This window comes from Hymenobacter polaris (assembly GCF_012927305.1).
GTDB lineage: Bacteria > Bacteroidota > Bacteroidia > Cytophagales > Hymenobacteraceae > Hymenobacter > Hymenobacter polaris.
Map to the genome: position 1 here is coordinate 521,401 of NZ_JABBGH010000003.1, position 15,585 is coordinate 536,985.

The following is a 15,585-nucleotide window of genomic DNA, read 5'->3' on the forward strand; positions in this document are numbered from 1 at the left end:
TGCCAGGCAAAGGCAATTAAAGTAACCAGCTATCTCGTGCGTCTGCCACAAACCAAAGCGTGCGCTACGGCTTATAGACGATGCCCGATTTGTGCAACCAGTTGGCGGCACGGGGGCTCGTACCTTTGTATGAGGATTATGCTAGGTGGAGTAAAGTACCGAGGCCCGCGGCCAATTTCAGCGTTTGGCCGCTTTGTGCTGCTGATGCAAACCATGGTGACCCGCCCCGAGCGGTGGCCCGTCATTTGGAAGCGCACGATGGAAGAGGCGGTTGATATCGGGGTCGATTCCATCTTTATCGTGGGGCTGGTGTCCACCTTCATCGGGGCCGTTACCTGCGTGCAGATTGCCTACAACATGGTCAACCCGCTCATTCCGATGAGCACGGTGGGCTTCATGGTGCGCGAGATGACCATTCTGGAGCTAGCACCCACCATCATCTCGGTGGTGCTGGCGGGCAAGGTGGGCTCGGCCATTGCGGGGGGCCTAGGCACCATGCGCATCACCGAGCAGATTTCGGCCATCGACGCCATGGGCATCAACTCGGCTTCGTACCTGGTGCTGCCGCGGGTGCTGGCGTCTTTGCTGGTGTTTCCGCTGCTCGTTATCCTGGCCATGAACCTGAGCATCCTAGGGGGCTACGTGGCCTCGCAGGTGTCGGGCACGCTCTCGGGCCAGGACTACATCGAGGGCATCCGCTATTTGTTTAAGCCTTACACAGTGGTGTTTGCGGTTATTAAGTCCGTTGTATTCGCCTTTCTGGTGTCGGCCATCTCCTCCTACAAAGGCTACACCCTCTACGGCGGTGCCCTGGAGGTGGGCAAGGCCAGCACGGCCGCCGTTACCAATTCCATCGTAGCCATCTTGCTGGCCGACTACGCCCTGGCCCAAACGCTGCTGTAGGCTCAACCTGGGCCGGGCGGGCGGCGTAAACGCAGCCGCTCGCCATGCCGCTTTCCGCCTATCTGCCGTCGCGCCGCGACCTGTCGTACTTCTTCTTCAGCCAGCAGTTTTCCGACGGGCTGCGCACCACGCTGGCCATTTTGCTGCCGGCGCTGCTGGGGGCGCAGTGGGGGCAGTTCGCGGCGGGCATCACCATCAGCACCGGCGCCGTGTGCCTGAGCGTGACCGACACGCCCGGCCCCTTCCGGCACCGCCGCAACGGGCAGCTGGCAGCCCTAGGGCTGGTATTTGGGGTGGCCTGGCTCACGGCCCTGCTGGCGCCGCACCGCGAGTGGCTGGGCCTGGAAATCACCGCTTTATCGTTTGGGCTGACCATGCTGCTGGTCTGGGGCGCGCGGGCCGGCTCGGTGGGCTCGGCCACGCTACTGGGCATGGTGCTCACGCTGGCTCACCCGCCCGAGGGCTGGCAGGCCAGCCTGGCGCACGCCGGGCTGCTGGCCCTGGGCGGCGGCTGGTACCTGCTGCTGGCGCTGGTGCAGGTGCGGGTGCAGCCCTACCGCGCGGCCCAGCAGGCCCTGGGTGAAAGCCTGCGCGCCCTGGCCGACTTCCTGCGCCTGAAAGCCATCTTCTACGACGACCGCACCGACCTCGACGATGACTACCGCCGCCTGGTGGCCCAGCAGGTGACGGTGAATGAGAAGCAGGAGGCCGTGCGCGACGTCATCTTCCGCACCCGCCAGATTGTGAGCGAAAGCACCAGCACCAGCCGCCGCCTGGTGCTCACCTTCACCGAGTCGGTGGACTTGTACGAGCACATTACGGCCGGCTACTACGACTACGCGGCCCTGCGCGTGGCCTTCGGGCCCACGGGCATCCTGGGCGACATTCGGGCGCTGTTGAGCCGCCTGGCTACCGACCTCGACTACTTAGGCGCAGCCATCGTGGCCAACCGCCCCTATGGCACCCCGCCCCCCGACCGCACCCCCGAGCTAACCCGCCTGCAGGCCCGCATCGCGGCCCTGCCCCCGCCCGAGGCCGCTAGCGGTATCGGCAGCCTGGTGCTGAAAAAAATCCTGGTGAACTTGCGCGACCTGAGCCGCCGCATTGCCAGCATCCGGCGCTACTTCGACGAGGAACAGGCGGCTAACGCCAACTCCGCCGCCGGCCCCGACCGGGCCGCCGTGCACCGGCAGTTTGTGGCCGCGCAGGAGCTAGAGTGGCGCGCCTTTGGCCAGAACCTGACCCTAGAGTCGTCGGTGTTTCGGCACGCCGTGCGCATGGCCGTGGCCTGCACCGGGGCCTACTGGCTGGCCGCCCTGCTCTGGCACGGCCAGCACAACTACTGGATTCTGATGACGGTGACCATCATGCTCAAGCCGGGCTTCAGCCTCACGCGCCAGCGCAATACCGAGCGCATCATGGGCACGCTGGTGGGCGGGCTGCTGGGTGCGGCCCTGCTGTGGCTGGTGCCCAATGGCGACGCCCGCTTCGTGTTGCTGCTGGTATTCATGGTGATAGCCTACTCGTTTCAGCGCACTAAGTACCTGGTTACGGTCATTTTCCTCACCGCCTACCTGCTCATCATGTTCAGCTTCCTGGGCCTAGGGTACCTGGGCGTGATAGAGGAGCGCGTGACCGATACGCTGCTGGGCTGCGCCATTGCGCTAGCCACCGGCTACCTGCTGTTTCCGCGCTGGGAGGGCGAGCAGCTGCCCGACCTGCTGGCTGCCACCCTGCGCGCCAACCAAGCCTACCTGCGCCAATTGGCCGACCGCCTGGCCGGCCGCGAGGTGCCCCTGACCACCTACCGCCTGCTGCGCAAAGACGTGTACGTGGCCTCGGCTAACCTGGCGGCCGCCTTCCAGCGCATGCTATCCGAGCCGCGCCGCACCCGCCGCCAGCCCACTGAGGTGCACCGCTTCGTGGTGCTCAACCACATTCTATCGAGCAATATCTCCTCGCTTACCACCTCGCTTGAAGAGGAAGAAGGCCCCGCGCCCGTGGTGCCGCCCGAAGGCCGCCGCGCCCTCACCAGCGCCCAGGCGGCACTGGGCAAAAGCCTAGCCCGCCTGGCCGCCCCCGCCGAAGCCGACCGCTACCCCGCCGCCCTCACCACCGCCGAGCTGCGCGCCGACGCCCTCACCGCCACCGTCAGCCCCGACCGCTCGCTGACCGAGCAGCTCGCCTTTTTGCAAAAAGTGAGCAGCGACTTGGGCAAAGTGACGGAGGCGCTGGTAGCATAGGATACACCAGCGATAAGTAGTTGATGTCAAGGAGAACGTCATGCTGAGCCTGCCGAAGCATCTCTACCGCGTCACTACTTCTAAACGTTAGGATTACTTGCGCGGTAGAGATGCTTCGGCAGGCTCAGCATGACCACCTCTTTGGCAAAATTCAGTTTTACTCAAGCTAACAAACGTTAGTTAGCTTTGCGTTGTTAAAAGCAACTAGACTGCCCACCCCATGCTTTTCAACCCCGAAATAGAGCAGCTGCCGCGCCCTAGGCTACGGGCGCTGCAAAACGAGCGCCTGCAGGAGCAAGTCGCTTACCTAGCGGCGCGGGTGCCGTTCTACCAGCGCCAGCTGGCCGAGTTGGGTATCAATCCGGCCACGTTTCGGGGGCTGGACGACCTAGCCAAGCTGGGCTTTACCAAGAAGACGGATTTTCGGGATAACTACCCCTTCGGCTTGTTTGCCGTGCCGCAGGCCGAGGTGGCGCGCCTGCACTGCTCAAGCGGTACCACCGGCAAGGCCACGGTGGTAGGCTACACCGCCGGCGACTTGGGCATCTTTGCCGAGGTGGTGGCCCGCTCGCTGGCCGCCGCTGGCTGCCGGCCGGGTATGAAATTGCAGAATGCCTACGGCTACGGCCTGTTTACGGGCGGCCTGGGCATCCACTACGGCGCCGAGCGGCTGGGCCTCACGGTCATCCCCGTGTCGGGCGGCAGCACCGACCGGCAGCTACAGCTGCTGCAGGATTTTCAGCCCGAAATCCTGTGCGCTACGCCCTCCTATGCCCAGGTGCTGGCCGAGGAAATTGCGCGGCGCGGCATTGGCTTGGAGGCGCTTAGCCTGCGCTACGCGGCCCTAGGGGCCGAGCCGTGGAGCGAGGCCGTGCGGGCGCAGGTGCAGGCGGGCCTGGGGGTAGCGGCCACCAATATCTACGGCCTGAGCGAGATAATTGGGCCCGGCGTATCGCAGGAAGCCGTGGAGGAGCGCGGTACCGGCAGCTACGTCTGGGAAGACCACTTCTTGCCCGAGATAGTGGACAAGGACACCGGCGAACCCCTGCCCGAAGGCGAGCTGGGCGTGCTGGTACTCACGACTTTGACCAAGAAAGCTATGCCCGTACTGCGCTACTGGACGGGCGACATCACCGACCTGCACCACGACCCCCACGGCAGCCGCACCCACGTCAAGATGGGCCCCATCCGCGGCCGGGCCGACGACATGCTCATCATCCGGGGTGTCAATTTCTTCCCTACCCAGGTCGAGGACATTATCAGCAGCCTGGCGCACCTCAGCCCCAGCTACCAGGTGGTGGCCACCCGCCGCGGCAGCCTCGACGAGGTGGAAGTGCGCGTGGAGGTAGCTGAGCCCTTGCTGCGCGAATTGGGCCTAGGCGCCCTCACGCCCGCCGCCGTGGCCGCTCACGACTACCTGCAAGCGCTGCAAGGCACTTTTGCCAGAAAAATCAAGGACAACATTGGCCTCAGCATGACCGTGAGTTTACTCGGCCCCGGCCAGCTGCCCCGCAGCGAAGGCGGCAAGCTGAGCCGCGTGCAAGACTTGCGTGGAAGATGAATGTGGCGGGTCTGTCCTTGCGAGCCTGCGAAGCAATCGCAACCCGGACGATACCCCCACGACTTGTTCTGGTGCGATTGCTTCGCAGGCTCGCAAGGACAGACGCCTAACAAGAATTATAAAATGCCCCGCTTCCATAAATTAAAAATCAAGAGCATCACCCGCGAAACGCCCGACTGCGTGTCGCTGGCCCTGGAGGTGCCGGCCGAGCTGCGCGAGGCCTTCCGCTACCAGCCGGGCCAGTACCTGACGCTGCGCCGCCAGCACCAGGGCGAGGAGCTACGCCGCAGCTACTCGCTGTGTAGCAGCCCCCTGGACGACGAGTGGCGCGTGGCCATCAAGAAGGTGCCGAGCGGCCGGTTTTCGACCCTGGCCGTGAACGAGCTGCAACCCGGCGATGAGCTGGACGTGCTGCCGCCGCAGGGCCGCTTCGTGGCCAGTCTGCACCCGGCGCAGGCCCGGCGCTACGCCCTGTTCGGGGCCGGCTCGGGCATCACGCCCTTGCTCAGCATTGCCAAAACGGTGCTGCAAACCGAGCCGGGCAGCCACGTGTACCTGCTGTACGGCAACCGGGGGCGCAACTCCATCATCTTCAAGGAGCAGCTGGAAGCCCTGAAGAACAAGCACATGGGCCGCCTGAGCGTGTACCACGTTCTCAGCCGCGAGCAGGGCGACAGCGACCTGCTGTTTGGCCGCATTGACCAGGCCAAGGCCGCCGAGTTCTTGCAGAAAGTGCTGCCCACCGCTCGCCTCGACGAGTGCTTCCTGTGCGGCCCCGAGGACATGATACGCGGCGTGCGCCAGGCCCTGGCCGAAGCCGGCGTGGCGCCCGAAAAAGTGCACTTCGAGCTGTTTGCCAGCGCGGCCGGCGCGGCCACCAAAGCCGCTCCCAGTCGCCCCCTAGGCCACGACGACCAGCAAAGCCAGGTGACGCTGCGCCTCGACGCCCGCGCCTACCGCCTGGATATGTCGTACTACGGCGACACGGTGCTCGACGCGGCCCTGGCCGCCGGCATCGACGCGCCCTACTCGTGCAAGAACGGTATGTGCAGCACCTGCCGCGCCCGCGTCACGAGCGGCACCGCCACGATGGACGTCAACTTTTCGCTGGATGAAAAGGAGGTAGCCGCCGGCTACGTGCTCACCTGCCAGGCCCGCCCCACCTCGCCCGCCGTCACCGTCGATTTTGACCAGTAATACCTTGATGAGTGAGCAACCAATTGCCTCGCCCGAAGCCGTGTGCGACCTGATGCTGCGCCACGACACCTTCAGCCAGCTGCTGGGCCTGGAGGTGGAGGAGGTGCGCGCCGGCTACTGCCGCCTGCGCCTGGTGGTGCGGCCCGACATGCTCAACGGCTTCGGTAGCCTGCACGGCGGCGTCACCTTCGGCGCGGCCGACTCGGCGTTTGCGCTGGCTTGCAACAGCCACGGCCGCGTGAGCGTGGGTTTAAGCGTAACCATCGACTACCTGGAGGCCGGCCGCCTAGGGGATATGTTGACAGTGGAAGCCCAGGAGCTGAGCCTCAAGCACAAAGCCGGCGTGTACCAGGTGCGCGTCAGCAACCAGGCGGGCGTGCTGCTAGCCCTGTTCAAGGGCACGGCCTACCGCACGAGCCAGTTTATTTCTGCCGGCGCCGGCGAAAACCTTACCCCCTAGCCCATGACTCCTTTTCTCGAAAACTACACCCTAGGCCGCTGGACCCACGAAGGCCAGGCGCCCCAGGAGTTGCTCGACGCCAGCACCGGCGAGCTGGTAGCCCTGGCCAACACCGAGGGCTTCGACTACGCCGCCATCCTCGACTACGGGCGGCGCGTGGGCAACCCGGCCCTGCGCCGCCTGACCTTCCACGAGCGCGGGCGCATGCTTAAGGCGCTAGCCTTTCACTTGCAGGAGAAAAAGGAGATTTTCTACGAGTTGAGCTACCGCAGCGGGGCCACGCGGGCCGACTCGTGGATTGACATTGAGGGCGGCATCGGCAACTTGTTTGCCAACGCCTCGCTGCGGCGCAAGTTTCCCGATAAGCCGTTTTACGTGGAGGGCGAGCCGGTGGGCCTCAGCAAGGGCGGCACCTTCGTAGCCCAGCACCTGCTGGTGCCCCGCGAGGGCGTGGCCGTGCACATCAACGCCTACAACTTTCCTATCTGGGGCATGCTGGAGAAAATAGCGGTGAACCTGCTGGCTGGGATGCCCGCCGTGGTGAAGCCCGCCGTGCCCAGCGCCTACCTCACCGAGGCCGTGGTGCGCGAGATTATCGCCAGCGGCATCTTGCCCGAGGGTGCCTTACAGCTCGTCATCGGCACCGGCCAGGGCTTGCTCGACCACGTGAGCTACCAGGATGTGGTCACCTTCACCGGCTCGGCGGCCACCGGCGCCCGGCTGCGCGCCCATCCGCGCATTATTCAGGAGGCCGTGCCGTTTACCCTGGAGGCCGACTCGCTCAACGCCGCCGTGCTGGGGCTGGATGCGCGGCCAGGTACGCCCGAGTTCGACTTGTTTATCAAGGAGGTGCGCAAGGAAATGACCGCCAAGTGCGGGCAGAAGTGCACCGCCATCCGGCGCGCCATTGTGCCCGCCGAGCTGCTCGAAGACGTGCAGATTGCCCTAGGCCGCGCGCTGGCCCAAACCACCATTGGCCACCCCCAGGCCGAGGGCGTGCGCATGGGCGCGCTGGCCGGCCGCGAGCAGGCCGCGCGCCTGCGCGAGCAAGTGCGTCGCCTGGCCCAAACCACCCCCATCGTGTACGGCGACCTGGATGCCGTGGAAGTGCGCGGCCAAGAGCGCGGCGCCGACGCAGCCAGGGGCGCCTTTATCTCGCCCATCGTGCTGCGCAACGACCATCCCTTCGAGCACCTGGACAGCCACGAGCTGGAAGCCTTTGGCCCGGTGGTGACGCTGATGCCCTACCGCGATACCGCCGAGGCCGTGGCCCTGGCCAACCTGGGCCGTGGCTCGCTGGTGAGCAGCATTGCCACCAACGACCCTAGGGTGGCCCAGGAATTTGTGCTGGGCGCGGCCACTCACCACGGCCGCATTCTGGTGCTGAATGAGGAAATGGCCAAGGAAAGCACCGGCCACGGCTCGCCCATGCCCCAACTCATCCACGGCGGTCCCGGCCGGGCCGGCGGCGGGCAGGAGATGGGCGGCATCCGGGGCGTCGAGCACTTTATGCAGCGCGTGGCCCTGCAAGGCTCGCCCAGCATGCTAACGGCCATTACCGATGTGTACCAGGCGGGCGCCCGGCAAGTGGAGCGCGACAAGCACCCCTTTCAGCACTACTTTGAGGAGCTGGTAATCGGCCAGACCTATACCACGCACAAGCACACCGTGACGGAGGCCGACATCACTAATTTCGCCCAGGTGTCGGGCGATAATTTTTACGCCCATGTCGATGCTACCTCCTTGGCCGGCACGCTATTTACCGGCCGCGTGGCCCACGGCTACTACGTGCTGAGCAAGGCCGCCGGCATGTTTGTGGACCCGCGCAAGGGCCCGGTGCTGCTCAACTACGGCCTCGATGAGTGCCGCTTCACCAAACCCGTGTACCCCGGCACCACCATCGGCGTGACGCTGACGGTGAAAGAAAAAATCGGTCAGGAAAAGCGCGACGAGCAAGACGTGGCCAAAGGCATCGTGCGCTGGCTGGTGACGGTAACCGACGAAACCGGCGATACGGTGGCCGTAGCCACGATACTCACTATGGTGAAGAAGCGCGACCAGAAGTAGCAAAAATTCATTAGACGGTCATGCTTATCTGGCGTCCGCTTGTCGAAGCATCTCTACCACGCCACCTAGGGGTTATTCGGTAGAGATGCTTCGACAAGCGGACGCCAGATAAGCATGACGTTCTGCATAATACTTATTTCATGTCCGATACCCTCGCCCCTGGCACCGTCACCACCGCCACCGATGCCGCTGGCATTGCCACCATCAGCTTCTACCACCCCGCCCACAACTCGCTGCCCAGCGCGCTGCTGGCCGAGCTAGCGCAGGCCATCACCACCTTAGGGCAGGCGCCGACTACCAAAGTCATCGTCCTTAAAAGCGAGGGCGCGCGCACGTTCTGCGCCGGCGCCAGCTTCGACGAACTGCTCAGCATCCAAGACGAGCAAGCGGGCCTAGGGTTCTTCTCGGGCTTTGCCAGCGTCATCAACGCCTGCCGCACCTGCCCGCGCATCATCATCGGGCGGGTGCAGGGCCGGGCCATTGGCGGCGGCGTGGGCGTGGCGGCCGCCACCGACTACTGCCTGGCCAGCACCCAGGCCGCCGTCAAGCTCAGCGAGTTGGTGGTGGGTATCGGCCCCTTCGTGGTGGGCCCGGTGGTGGAGTTGAAGATTGGCCGCGCCGCCTACGCCCAGCTGGCACTGGATGCCAGCGAGTTTCGTCCCGCCGAATGGGCCCTGGCGAAGGGCCTCTACGCCAGCCTGCACGACTCGCCCGAGGCCCTCGACGCGGCCGTGGCGGCCCTGGCCGCCCGGCTGGCCGCCTACAACCCCGAAGCGCTAACCGAGCTGAAAAAAGTGCTTTGGGAAGGCACCGAGCACTGGGATGCGCTACTGCCCGCCCGCGCCGCCATCAGCGGCCGGCTGGTGCTCTCCGAGTTCACCCAGGCGGCCATTGGGGCGTTTAAGCAGGGGCAGCGGTAAGGAAGTGCGCGTTTCGGTGCTAGCTTTGCAGTCCCGGGAGGTTAGCTCAGTTGGTTTAGAGCGCTTGCTTCACACGCAAGAGGTCGAAGGTTCGAATCCTTTACTTCCCACTAAAACCCCATTCACGCGTCGTGAATGGGGTTTTTTTAATATATACCCCTAGTTCTGTCGCCGGCTACTACGTCATGAATTCTTTTTACGACATGCTTGCCAGTGAACCTGCTTAGTTAATGGGTAGTTTATCAGGTATTAAATTATGATGGGCAAAATGAACTAGGATATTAAGTAACGGCTAAGAGCTAAAGAGATAAGGTACTAGCCCCAGTTGGGTAAGCCTACGTTTCTTAGCTGCGTATGCACGCAGCTCGTAACGCCGTCGATTCTAGATGCTTGAGCATCAGCAATGGTAGCTGAGCTGTTTGCGAAAAGGGCTTACGCGGGTAATAACCTGCTACTCCGTCCTGCGTAGGGGCAAGCACGACTAATGCTTTATGAAACATATTCTGTACTTGAGCCGAGCCGTGCGCCCGTTGACGGACCAGGACTTGCACGAGCTACTAGCGCAGTGTCGCCGCGATAATGCCCAGCATGGCATCACGGGCATTTTATTCTACAGTCATGGCCGCATCGCGCAATTGTTTGAAGGAGAAGAGGCAATTGCCGACACCTTGTTTGCTCGTATTTCTGCGGATGCACGGCATACGCACGTAGTTAAGCACATTGACAAGCCAATTGATTATCGCAGCTTCTCCGAGTGGTCCATGGCGTTTCACCCACTGGAGCCGGCCGGGTTTGAGGCGCTCCAAGGCTTTGTGCTGCCTCATCATGTGCCACCGCCGCCTGTCACGCTTACTATTGCCGACGCGCTTCTAGTAGAATTAGTACGACTAGCCGTATTTGGCTCCGACCCTTCGAAGCCGACTCCGCCAATAGCTTCGTCTGCAGGGCAAGAGTGAGCGGGGCGTTGTACCTTTCTGTTGATTTAATACTAGCTTGAATAGTATGGCCTAGCTTGCACGGCCGCTACCAGCCCCTGCCTTCTGTGCCTGCTCTTCCCTTTTCCAACCTGCTTCAACAGCTATCTGCCGGGGTCGCTACGCTGGAAGGCGCGGAGCTGCGCTACAGCTTCGTTAATCAGCGAATGGCGGAACTAGTGGGCGGCGAGGCCCTAGGCCAGCGAGTGGCGGACTTTCCTGGCCAGTTGCCAGGAACTCTATTGGAGTTGCTGCCCCAAGTGTATGCCAGCCGGACGCCCTACGTGGCCAAAGCCTGCGTGTGTCTGCCTCAACCTGGCCAGTCCCCGAACGCGGAACCGCGCTGCTTTGACTTTTCGGTAGACCCCTACTACGGGGAAGATGGCCAGTTGAGCGGAGTTGTGCTGCTGGCCGTGGATGTGAGCGAGCAGCAGCAAACCCGGCAGCAGGCGCACGAATTGCTGCTTAAGACTCGCCAACTCGATGCTCGGCTACGGGTTCTCACGGAAACGGCCCCCCTTGTCAGCTACAGCCTTGATGCGGAAGGCCGCTACACCTACGCTAGCCCCCAGTGGTACCGTTTTACTGGCCAGCCAGCTACGGTAGACTTAGCGGCGGCGTGGCCACTACTCATTCACCCCGACGACCGGCTTCGCGTGCTCTACGAAGTAGAGCGGGCCCGGCGCCAGGGAACGGGCTGGAGCTATGAGTACCGCCTGCGCCGCTACGACGGGCAGTATCGCTGGATGTTGAGCCGCGCGCTGCCTGAGGTGCACCCACCCGAACCCCCTGCCCACTGGCACGGGGCGCTCACCGAAATTCACTTGCAGCGCGAGCTAAGTGAGGCCCGCCGGCGAGGCGAGGCTGAACTGCGTTTCCTGGCCGACAGCATCCCCGAGCTTATCTGGACTGCCTCGGCGGAGGGACTAACGGACTACTACAACCAGTACACTACCGACTATTCTGGCCTAACCAAGGAGGAGTTAGGTCCTACGGGTTGGGTTGGGCTGCTCTACCCCAACGAGCAGATGGCCGCCGCCCGGCGCTGGGTGCAGAGCGTAGCCACGGGCGAACCATTCGAAGGAGAGTACCGCTTACGCCGCCACGATGGGCAGTACCGCTGGCACACCATCCGCGCCCGCCGCCTGGCGGGGGGCAGTGATAGCAGCCCGGAAGAATTGCGTTGGTTTGGCGCGTGCTCAGACGTGGAGGACCAGTATCAGTTGCGCCAGGTATTGCAAACGCAGTACGATGAGCTTTCCCGCGCCCACCACGATTTGGATACGTTTGTGTACGCCGCCAGCCACGATTTACGCCAGCCCGCGCTGAATTTGCGCGGCCTTTTCGATGAGCTGCGGCAGACGGCCAGCTTCGCCGACCCGGAGCAGGAACTGATGCTGAGCATGATAGACCGGGCGCTAAATGAGCTCGACGCCACGCTTACCGACCTGGCGGCCACGGTGCGTACCCAGCGGCCCCAGCAGCAGCCGACCGAGGCCGTAGACTTAGAGCTGCTGCTGGAGGAAATCTTGCTGGGCCTGCGTACGCAGGTGCTTCAGCGTCAAGCACAGGTCACGGTGGAGGTGGCCGCCGCGCCGGCCTTAGTCTATAGCCGGGCTAACCTACGCTCCGTGCTGCACAACTTGCTTACCAATGCCTTAAAGTTTACCAGCCCGGCGCGCCCACCCCAAATAGCAGTGCGAAGTTGGCTTACGCCCGCAGGCCAGCCCGCACTCTCCGTCAGCGATAACGGGCTGGGAATGCAGTTGAATGACCCATTTAACCCCGTATTTCGGCTTTTTGCTCGCCAGCACACCCAGCTGGAAGGTACTGGCGTGGGGCTCTACCTGGTGCAGCGCATCGTGACCAGCCAGGGCGGCCGGGTGGAGGTGGCCAGCGTCATCGGGCAGGGCACTACTTTCACCATTTATTGGACGCAATTAACTGCCTGACAGCGTGATTTTTCGCTTGCTTTACACTGGTCTTACAGCGCGGAAAGAAGATGCCTGTTAGGTCCGTTGCGGTCACTTTTAACAGTAAGTTTCTGCGGGCCTCAGCAAAACGTTAAAACCTTTTCTTCCCACTAGAACAGCCCTTAGCGTAGTGTTAAGGGCCTTTTTGTTTGCCTAGGGCAGTTTCGAGAACGGCAGGCAGCCTACCCTCCGCGCGGGGTTTCGGGCGCTTCACCACTCCGGTAGGCACAGGTAGCGCATATACGCATCGAGGGGCACGGCGCTTGCGAAGCTTCGTAGCACCACAAGCTCATCGCGGGCTTCCTCATACGCCAGCTCCACAAAAATGCCTTTGCCCTCGCCGGCCAGGTGGTAGAGGTGCACCTCCCTGTCTTCTGCCAGGCGGTGTGCCAGGTAGGTGCCTAGGGCCAGGACAAAACGCACTTGCGAAGCCAGGGGCAGGCTTCGGAAGATGGCCAGCTTCATGGCGCCGCTACCGCTGGTGGAGTTCTTCGGCCTGGGTGGGGGCCGGCGCGTCTAGGGCCAGGTACACTTGCAGCCAGCTTAGCTCGCCCGCCAGGTAGCGCTGGTGCAAGGCCTGCACATGGGCCGGCAGGGGCTTGCGCAGGTGCAGGAGGGCGCGGGCCATGCGGGCAAGCACCAGGGCCCGGGCGGCGGGCGTCTGCGCGGCGGGACCAAACTTAGGGGGCGAGGCCATGGCAAAAGCCGGTTAGGAAAGAAATAAACTTTCGCACTTATGCTTTTTGGCAAGTTTGGCTAGCTAGCCTAGCCAGGGCTGCCCACGCCTCTCGCGGGTCTGCGCACACCAGGCACCAGCCTAGGTGGCTGGCGCTGGGGAAGTGCGAAGTATAGAAGCGGTTGGGCGTTTAACCTATTGGCAAAGGTGAGGCCCAGCCCGTTTTGTAGAAATAGTATTATTACTATTTATTTTATTTTTTCAGGGGATGAAATAATACGTAGTTAACGCAGATAAAAATACGTACTTTACGCAATATTCGTAGCTTTTTTGATATAACTACTGGGCCTCCCTCTAGCGTATGATAGCTAGCTACCTCCACCACTATTAGTGCTATGCTACTCAATATCAACGAAGACCCAGTTGACCACAGCCAATGCGTCCTTTCTTATGACGAGGCCGAAGGCTGGCTGCAGGCCCGCTGGAGCGGCTATGTAGACCAGGCGGAAGCTATGCGCGGGGCTCAGGCCTATTTGATGAACGCGGCCAAGGTGCCGAGCGGCTACCTGTTCAACGATAACTCCCGGCTGAAAGGGCCTTGGTTTGAAAGCCTGGACTGGCTAGTGCACGTGTGGGTGCCCAGCGCGAGCCGGCTGGGGCTGCGCTACGTGGCCCACGTGGTGCAGCAAAACCAGCACCACGATATTTTCACTTGCCGCCCCCTCACAGATTTACCCTTCGAGCTGCAGATTTTTCAGGATGCGGACGATGCGCGCCACTGGCTGCGGCAGGTGCGGGACCAGGCAGTGCAGTGAGCGCCGAGGATGAAGGAAGGCGTGTGCCTTCAGCCATGCCAGTCAGCCCATGCTGCCAGCGCTGGCAGCATGGGCAACGGTGGCGGCCCTAGGCCAGCAGCCGCGGCGTGAGGCCGCCAGCGCTGGCCTAGGGCCGCCACAAGCCTAAGCGCGGCTTAAAGGCAGGCGTAGTATTACCTGTGCTATTATTTGCATTAAAATAATGACTATCAATGTGCTGAACAGAAATAAAGCAGTGTTTTTTTCGGCAACGATGCACTAGTCGACGGCGCCAAGTAGCCTCAACGGAACGTGCCAATTCGATTACTATGGAGCAGTTAGCAGAACCACGGCCAGCAGCAGCGGATGCCCCAGCGACCGAGCGCACCGAGGCTCTGCGGCAAAACCGCGACCTGCTGCGCGCCATTGCCGAAACCCAGACGGCTAGCCTAAGCGCGTTTAAGGCCCTGCGCGATGCGCACGGCCGCCTCGTAGACCTGGAGTTTTTGTTTGCCAATTCCGTGGCCATCGCCCTGGCCGGCGGGCGCCCCCTGGTGGGCCAGCGCTACCTGTCGCTCTTTCCAGAAGCCGTTGACCTAGGCCTGTGGGACGACTTCTGCCGCGTTATCGAAACCGGCGAGCTGGCCGAGCGCGAGCTGATTTATCCCGAGGACACTGAAAAAGCCTGCTTTAGCGTCACGGTTATCCGCCTAGGGACCGATGGCCTGCTGGTGCGCAGTGAGGATATTACGAACCGCAAGCTGGCCGAGCAGGAGCACACCAAGGCCCTGCGCCTGCTGGCGCAGTCGGAGGCCGTGGCCAACATGGGCAGCTGGGATTACGAGCCCACCAGCGGACGCGTCACGTGGTCGGCGGGCATGTACCGCTTGTACGAGCAGCCGCCCGACTACCCCACCACGCCGCCCCACTACCTCCACTTTGTGGTGGCCGAAGACCGGCCGCTGGCCGAGCGCCTGGTGAGCGGCCTGCGGGCCGGCGCGCAAGCCCTCGACGAAACGCTGCGTCTGCAAGTGGGCAGCGTGGTAAAGACCGTGCGCGTAAAAGCCGTGCTGCTGCCGGGGGCGCCCGGCCAGCCCGAGCGGATGCTGGGCGTGGACCTGGACATCAGCGACGTGCACCGCCTCGAAGCTGAAAACCAGGCCCTGCGGCTCGACCAGCAGCAGGGCTTGCTGCTGGCCATTCTGCAAGCCCAGGAAGCCGAGCGCAACCGCCTGGCCGAGAGCCTGCACAATGGCCTAGGGCAGCTGCTCTACGCCATTAAGCTGCAAGTAGGCCAGCTCGATGTGCCCGCCCTGCACGCGCTGCCGGCCCTACACGGCGTGCGCGCCCACGTCGACCGCCTGCTCACCGAAGCCATCAAGCAAACCCGCACGCTCTCGCACGAGCTGATGCCCACTTTACTGACCGAGCAGGGCCTAGGGCCGGCCCTGCGCGACCTGTGCCGCAACCTCACCACGCCCCAGTGCCACTTCACCTGCCAGGTGTGGCTGGGCGAGCAGCCGCTGTCGCAGCCCCTGCAAATCGCGGTTTACCGGCTGGCGCAGGAGCTGACCCACAACATTGCCAAGCACGCCCAGGCCAGCCAGGCCGGGCTCGAATGCGAGGTGCTGCCCGGCTGGCTAAGCCTGCGGGCCGAAGACAACGGCCGGGGCTTCGACCCCGCCACTACCCCCAAGGGCCTGGGCCTGCGCCTGCTGTACGATGCGGTCAGCTTGCTGAACGGCTCCCTGCTCCTCGATTCCTCGCCCGAGCACGGCACGCACATTCGCCTGCGGATTCCGCTGACCTTATAAAAT

13 protein-coding genes and 1 tRNA gene are annotated in these 15,585 nt (G+C 63.2%); 12 read left to right on the forward strand and 2 right to left on the reverse strand.

Annotation, left to right across the window (positions count from 1 at the left end; genetic code table 11):
* Positions 1-174: 174 nt before the first annotated feature.
* The 10 genes from HHL22_RS18620 to HHL22_RS18665 all read left to right on the forward strand — a co-directional run bounded on the left by HHL22_RS18620 (position 175) and on the right by HHL22_RS18665 (position 12,277).
* A complete protein-coding gene (locus tag HHL22_RS18620; protein ID WP_169533521.1) occupies positions 175-903 on the forward strand; it encodes an MlaE family ABC transporter permease in 729 nt (242 codons plus the stop codon).
* Positions 904-947: 44 nt separating this feature from the next.
* On the forward strand, positions 948-3,146 hold the full coding sequence (locus HHL22_RS18625; protein WP_169532905.1) for an FUSC family membrane protein: 2,199 nt from the start codon (positions 948-950) through the stop codon (positions 3,144-3,146).
* Positions 3,147-3,366: 220 nt separating this feature from the next.
* The gene (locus HHL22_RS18630) at positions 3,367-4,707 is read left to right on the forward strand and encodes a phenylacetate--CoA ligase family protein (RefSeq protein WP_169532906.1); all 1,341 of its coding nucleotides are present in this window, start codon (positions 3,367-3,369) and stop codon (positions 4,705-4,707) included.
* Between the two features lie 123 nt (positions 4,708-4,830).
* On the forward strand, positions 4,831-5,904 hold the full coding sequence (paaE, locus tag HHL22_RS18635) for a 1,2-phenylacetyl-CoA epoxidase subunit PaaE (RefSeq protein WP_169532907.1): 1,074 nt from the start codon (positions 4,831-4,833) through the stop codon (positions 5,902-5,904).
* A 7-nt stretch (positions 5,905-5,911) separates the two neighbouring features.
* Positions 5,912-6,364, forward strand: coding sequence for a hotdog fold thioesterase (locus tag HHL22_RS18640; protein ID WP_169532908.1), 453 nt, complete (start codon positions 5,912-5,914; stop codon positions 6,362-6,364).
* Positions 6,365-6,367: 3 nt separating this feature from the next.
* A complete protein-coding gene (gene paaZ, locus HHL22_RS18645) occupies positions 6,368-8,431 on the forward strand; it encodes a phenylacetic acid degradation bifunctional protein PaaZ (protein WP_169532909.1) in 2,064 nt (687 codons plus the stop codon).
* Between the two features lie 140 nt (positions 8,432-8,571).
* Positions 8,572-9,351, forward strand: a complete 780-nt coding sequence (locus HHL22_RS18650) for an enoyl-CoA hydratase/isomerase family protein (protein WP_169532910.1) — start codon at positions 8,572-8,574, stop codon at positions 9,349-9,351.
* A gap of 35 nt (positions 9,352-9,386) precedes the next feature.
* Positions 9,387-9,461, forward strand: a tRNA-Val gene (locus HHL22_RS18655).
* 381 nt (positions 9,462-9,842) lie between these two features.
* Complete coding sequence (locus HHL22_RS18660) at positions 9,843-10,307, forward strand: BLUF domain-containing protein (RefSeq protein WP_169532911.1); 465 nt, start codon at positions 9,843-9,845, stop codon at positions 10,305-10,307.
* Positions 10,308-10,393: 86 nt separating this feature from the next.
* Complete coding sequence (locus HHL22_RS18665) at positions 10,394-12,277, forward strand: PAS domain-containing protein (RefSeq protein ID WP_169532912.1); 1,884 nt, start codon at positions 10,394-10,396, stop codon at positions 12,275-12,277.
* Positions 12,278-12,508: 231 nt separating this feature from the next.
* Here HHL22_RS18665 and HHL22_RS18670 read toward each other — a convergent pair whose 3' ends face one another.
* Both HHL22_RS18670 and HHL22_RS18675 read right to left on the reverse strand, forming a co-directional pair.
* Complete coding sequence (locus tag HHL22_RS18670) at positions 12,509-12,763, reverse strand: hypothetical protein (protein ID WP_169532913.1); 255 nt, start codon at positions 12,761-12,763, stop codon at positions 12,509-12,511.
* 7 nt (positions 12,764-12,770) lie between these two features.
* Positions 12,771-12,995, reverse strand: coding sequence for a hypothetical protein (locus tag HHL22_RS18675; RefSeq protein WP_169532914.1), 225 nt, complete (start codon positions 12,993-12,995; stop codon positions 12,771-12,773).
* 374 nt (positions 12,996-13,369) lie between these two features.
* Here HHL22_RS18675 and HHL22_RS18680 point away from each other — a divergent pair, with 374 nt between their 5' ends.
* Both HHL22_RS18680 and HHL22_RS18685 read left to right on the forward strand, forming a co-directional pair.
* Positions 13,370-13,789 (forward strand): hypothetical protein, encoded by a 420-nt coding sequence (locus HHL22_RS18680; RefSeq protein WP_169532915.1) that lies wholly within the window; start codon positions 13,370-13,372, stop codon positions 13,787-13,789.
* Positions 13,790-14,097: 308 nt separating this feature from the next.
* Complete coding sequence (locus tag HHL22_RS18685) at positions 14,098-15,582, forward strand: sensor histidine kinase (protein WP_169532916.1); 1,485 nt, start codon at positions 14,098-14,100, stop codon at positions 15,580-15,582.
* Positions 15,583-15,585 lie beyond the last annotated feature (3 nt).

Excerpts from the sequence above, each read along its gene's own strand:
- HHL22_RS18650 (WP_169532910.1), top strand. The coding sequence starts at position 8,572 with ATGTCCGATACCCTCGCCCCTGGCACCGTCACCACCGCCACCGATGCC.
- HHL22_RS18680 (WP_169532915.1), top strand. The coding sequence starts at position 13,370 with ATGCTACTCAATATCAACGAAGACCCAGTTGACCACAGCCAATGCGTC.
- HHL22_RS18660 (WP_169532911.1), top strand. The coding sequence starts at position 9,843 with ATGAAACATATTCTGTACTTGAGCCGAGCCGTGCGCCCGTTGACGGAC.
- paaE (WP_169532907.1), top strand. The coding sequence starts at position 4,831 with ATGCCCCGCTTCCATAAATTAAAAATCAAGAGCATCACCCGCGAAACG.
- HHL22_RS18625 (WP_169532905.1), top strand. The coding sequence starts at position 948 with ATGCCGCTTTCCGCCTATCTGCCGTCGCGCCGCGACCTGTCGTACTTC.
- HHL22_RS18675 (WP_169532914.1), bottom strand. The coding sequence starts at position 12,995 with ATGGCCTCGCCCCCTAAGTTTGGTCCCGCCGCGCAGACGCCCGCCGCC.
- HHL22_RS18640 (WP_169532908.1), top strand. The coding sequence starts at position 5,912 with ATGAGTGAGCAACCAATTGCCTCGCCCGAAGCCGTGTGCGACCTGATG.
- HHL22_RS18685 (WP_169532916.1), top strand. The coding sequence starts at position 14,098 with ATGGAGCAGTTAGCAGAACCACGGCCAGCAGCAGCGGATGCCCCAGCG.
- HHL22_RS18670 (WP_169532913.1), bottom strand. The coding sequence starts at position 12,763 with ATGAAGCTGGCCATCTTCCGAAGCCTGCCCCTGGCTTCGCAAGTGCGT.
- HHL22_RS18630 (WP_169532906.1), top strand. The coding sequence starts at position 3,367 with ATGCTTTTCAACCCCGAAATAGAGCAGCTGCCGCGCCCTAGGCTACGG.
- paaZ (WP_169532909.1), top strand. The coding sequence starts at position 6,368 with ATGACTCCTTTTCTCGAAAACTACACCCTAGGCCGCTGGACCCACGAA.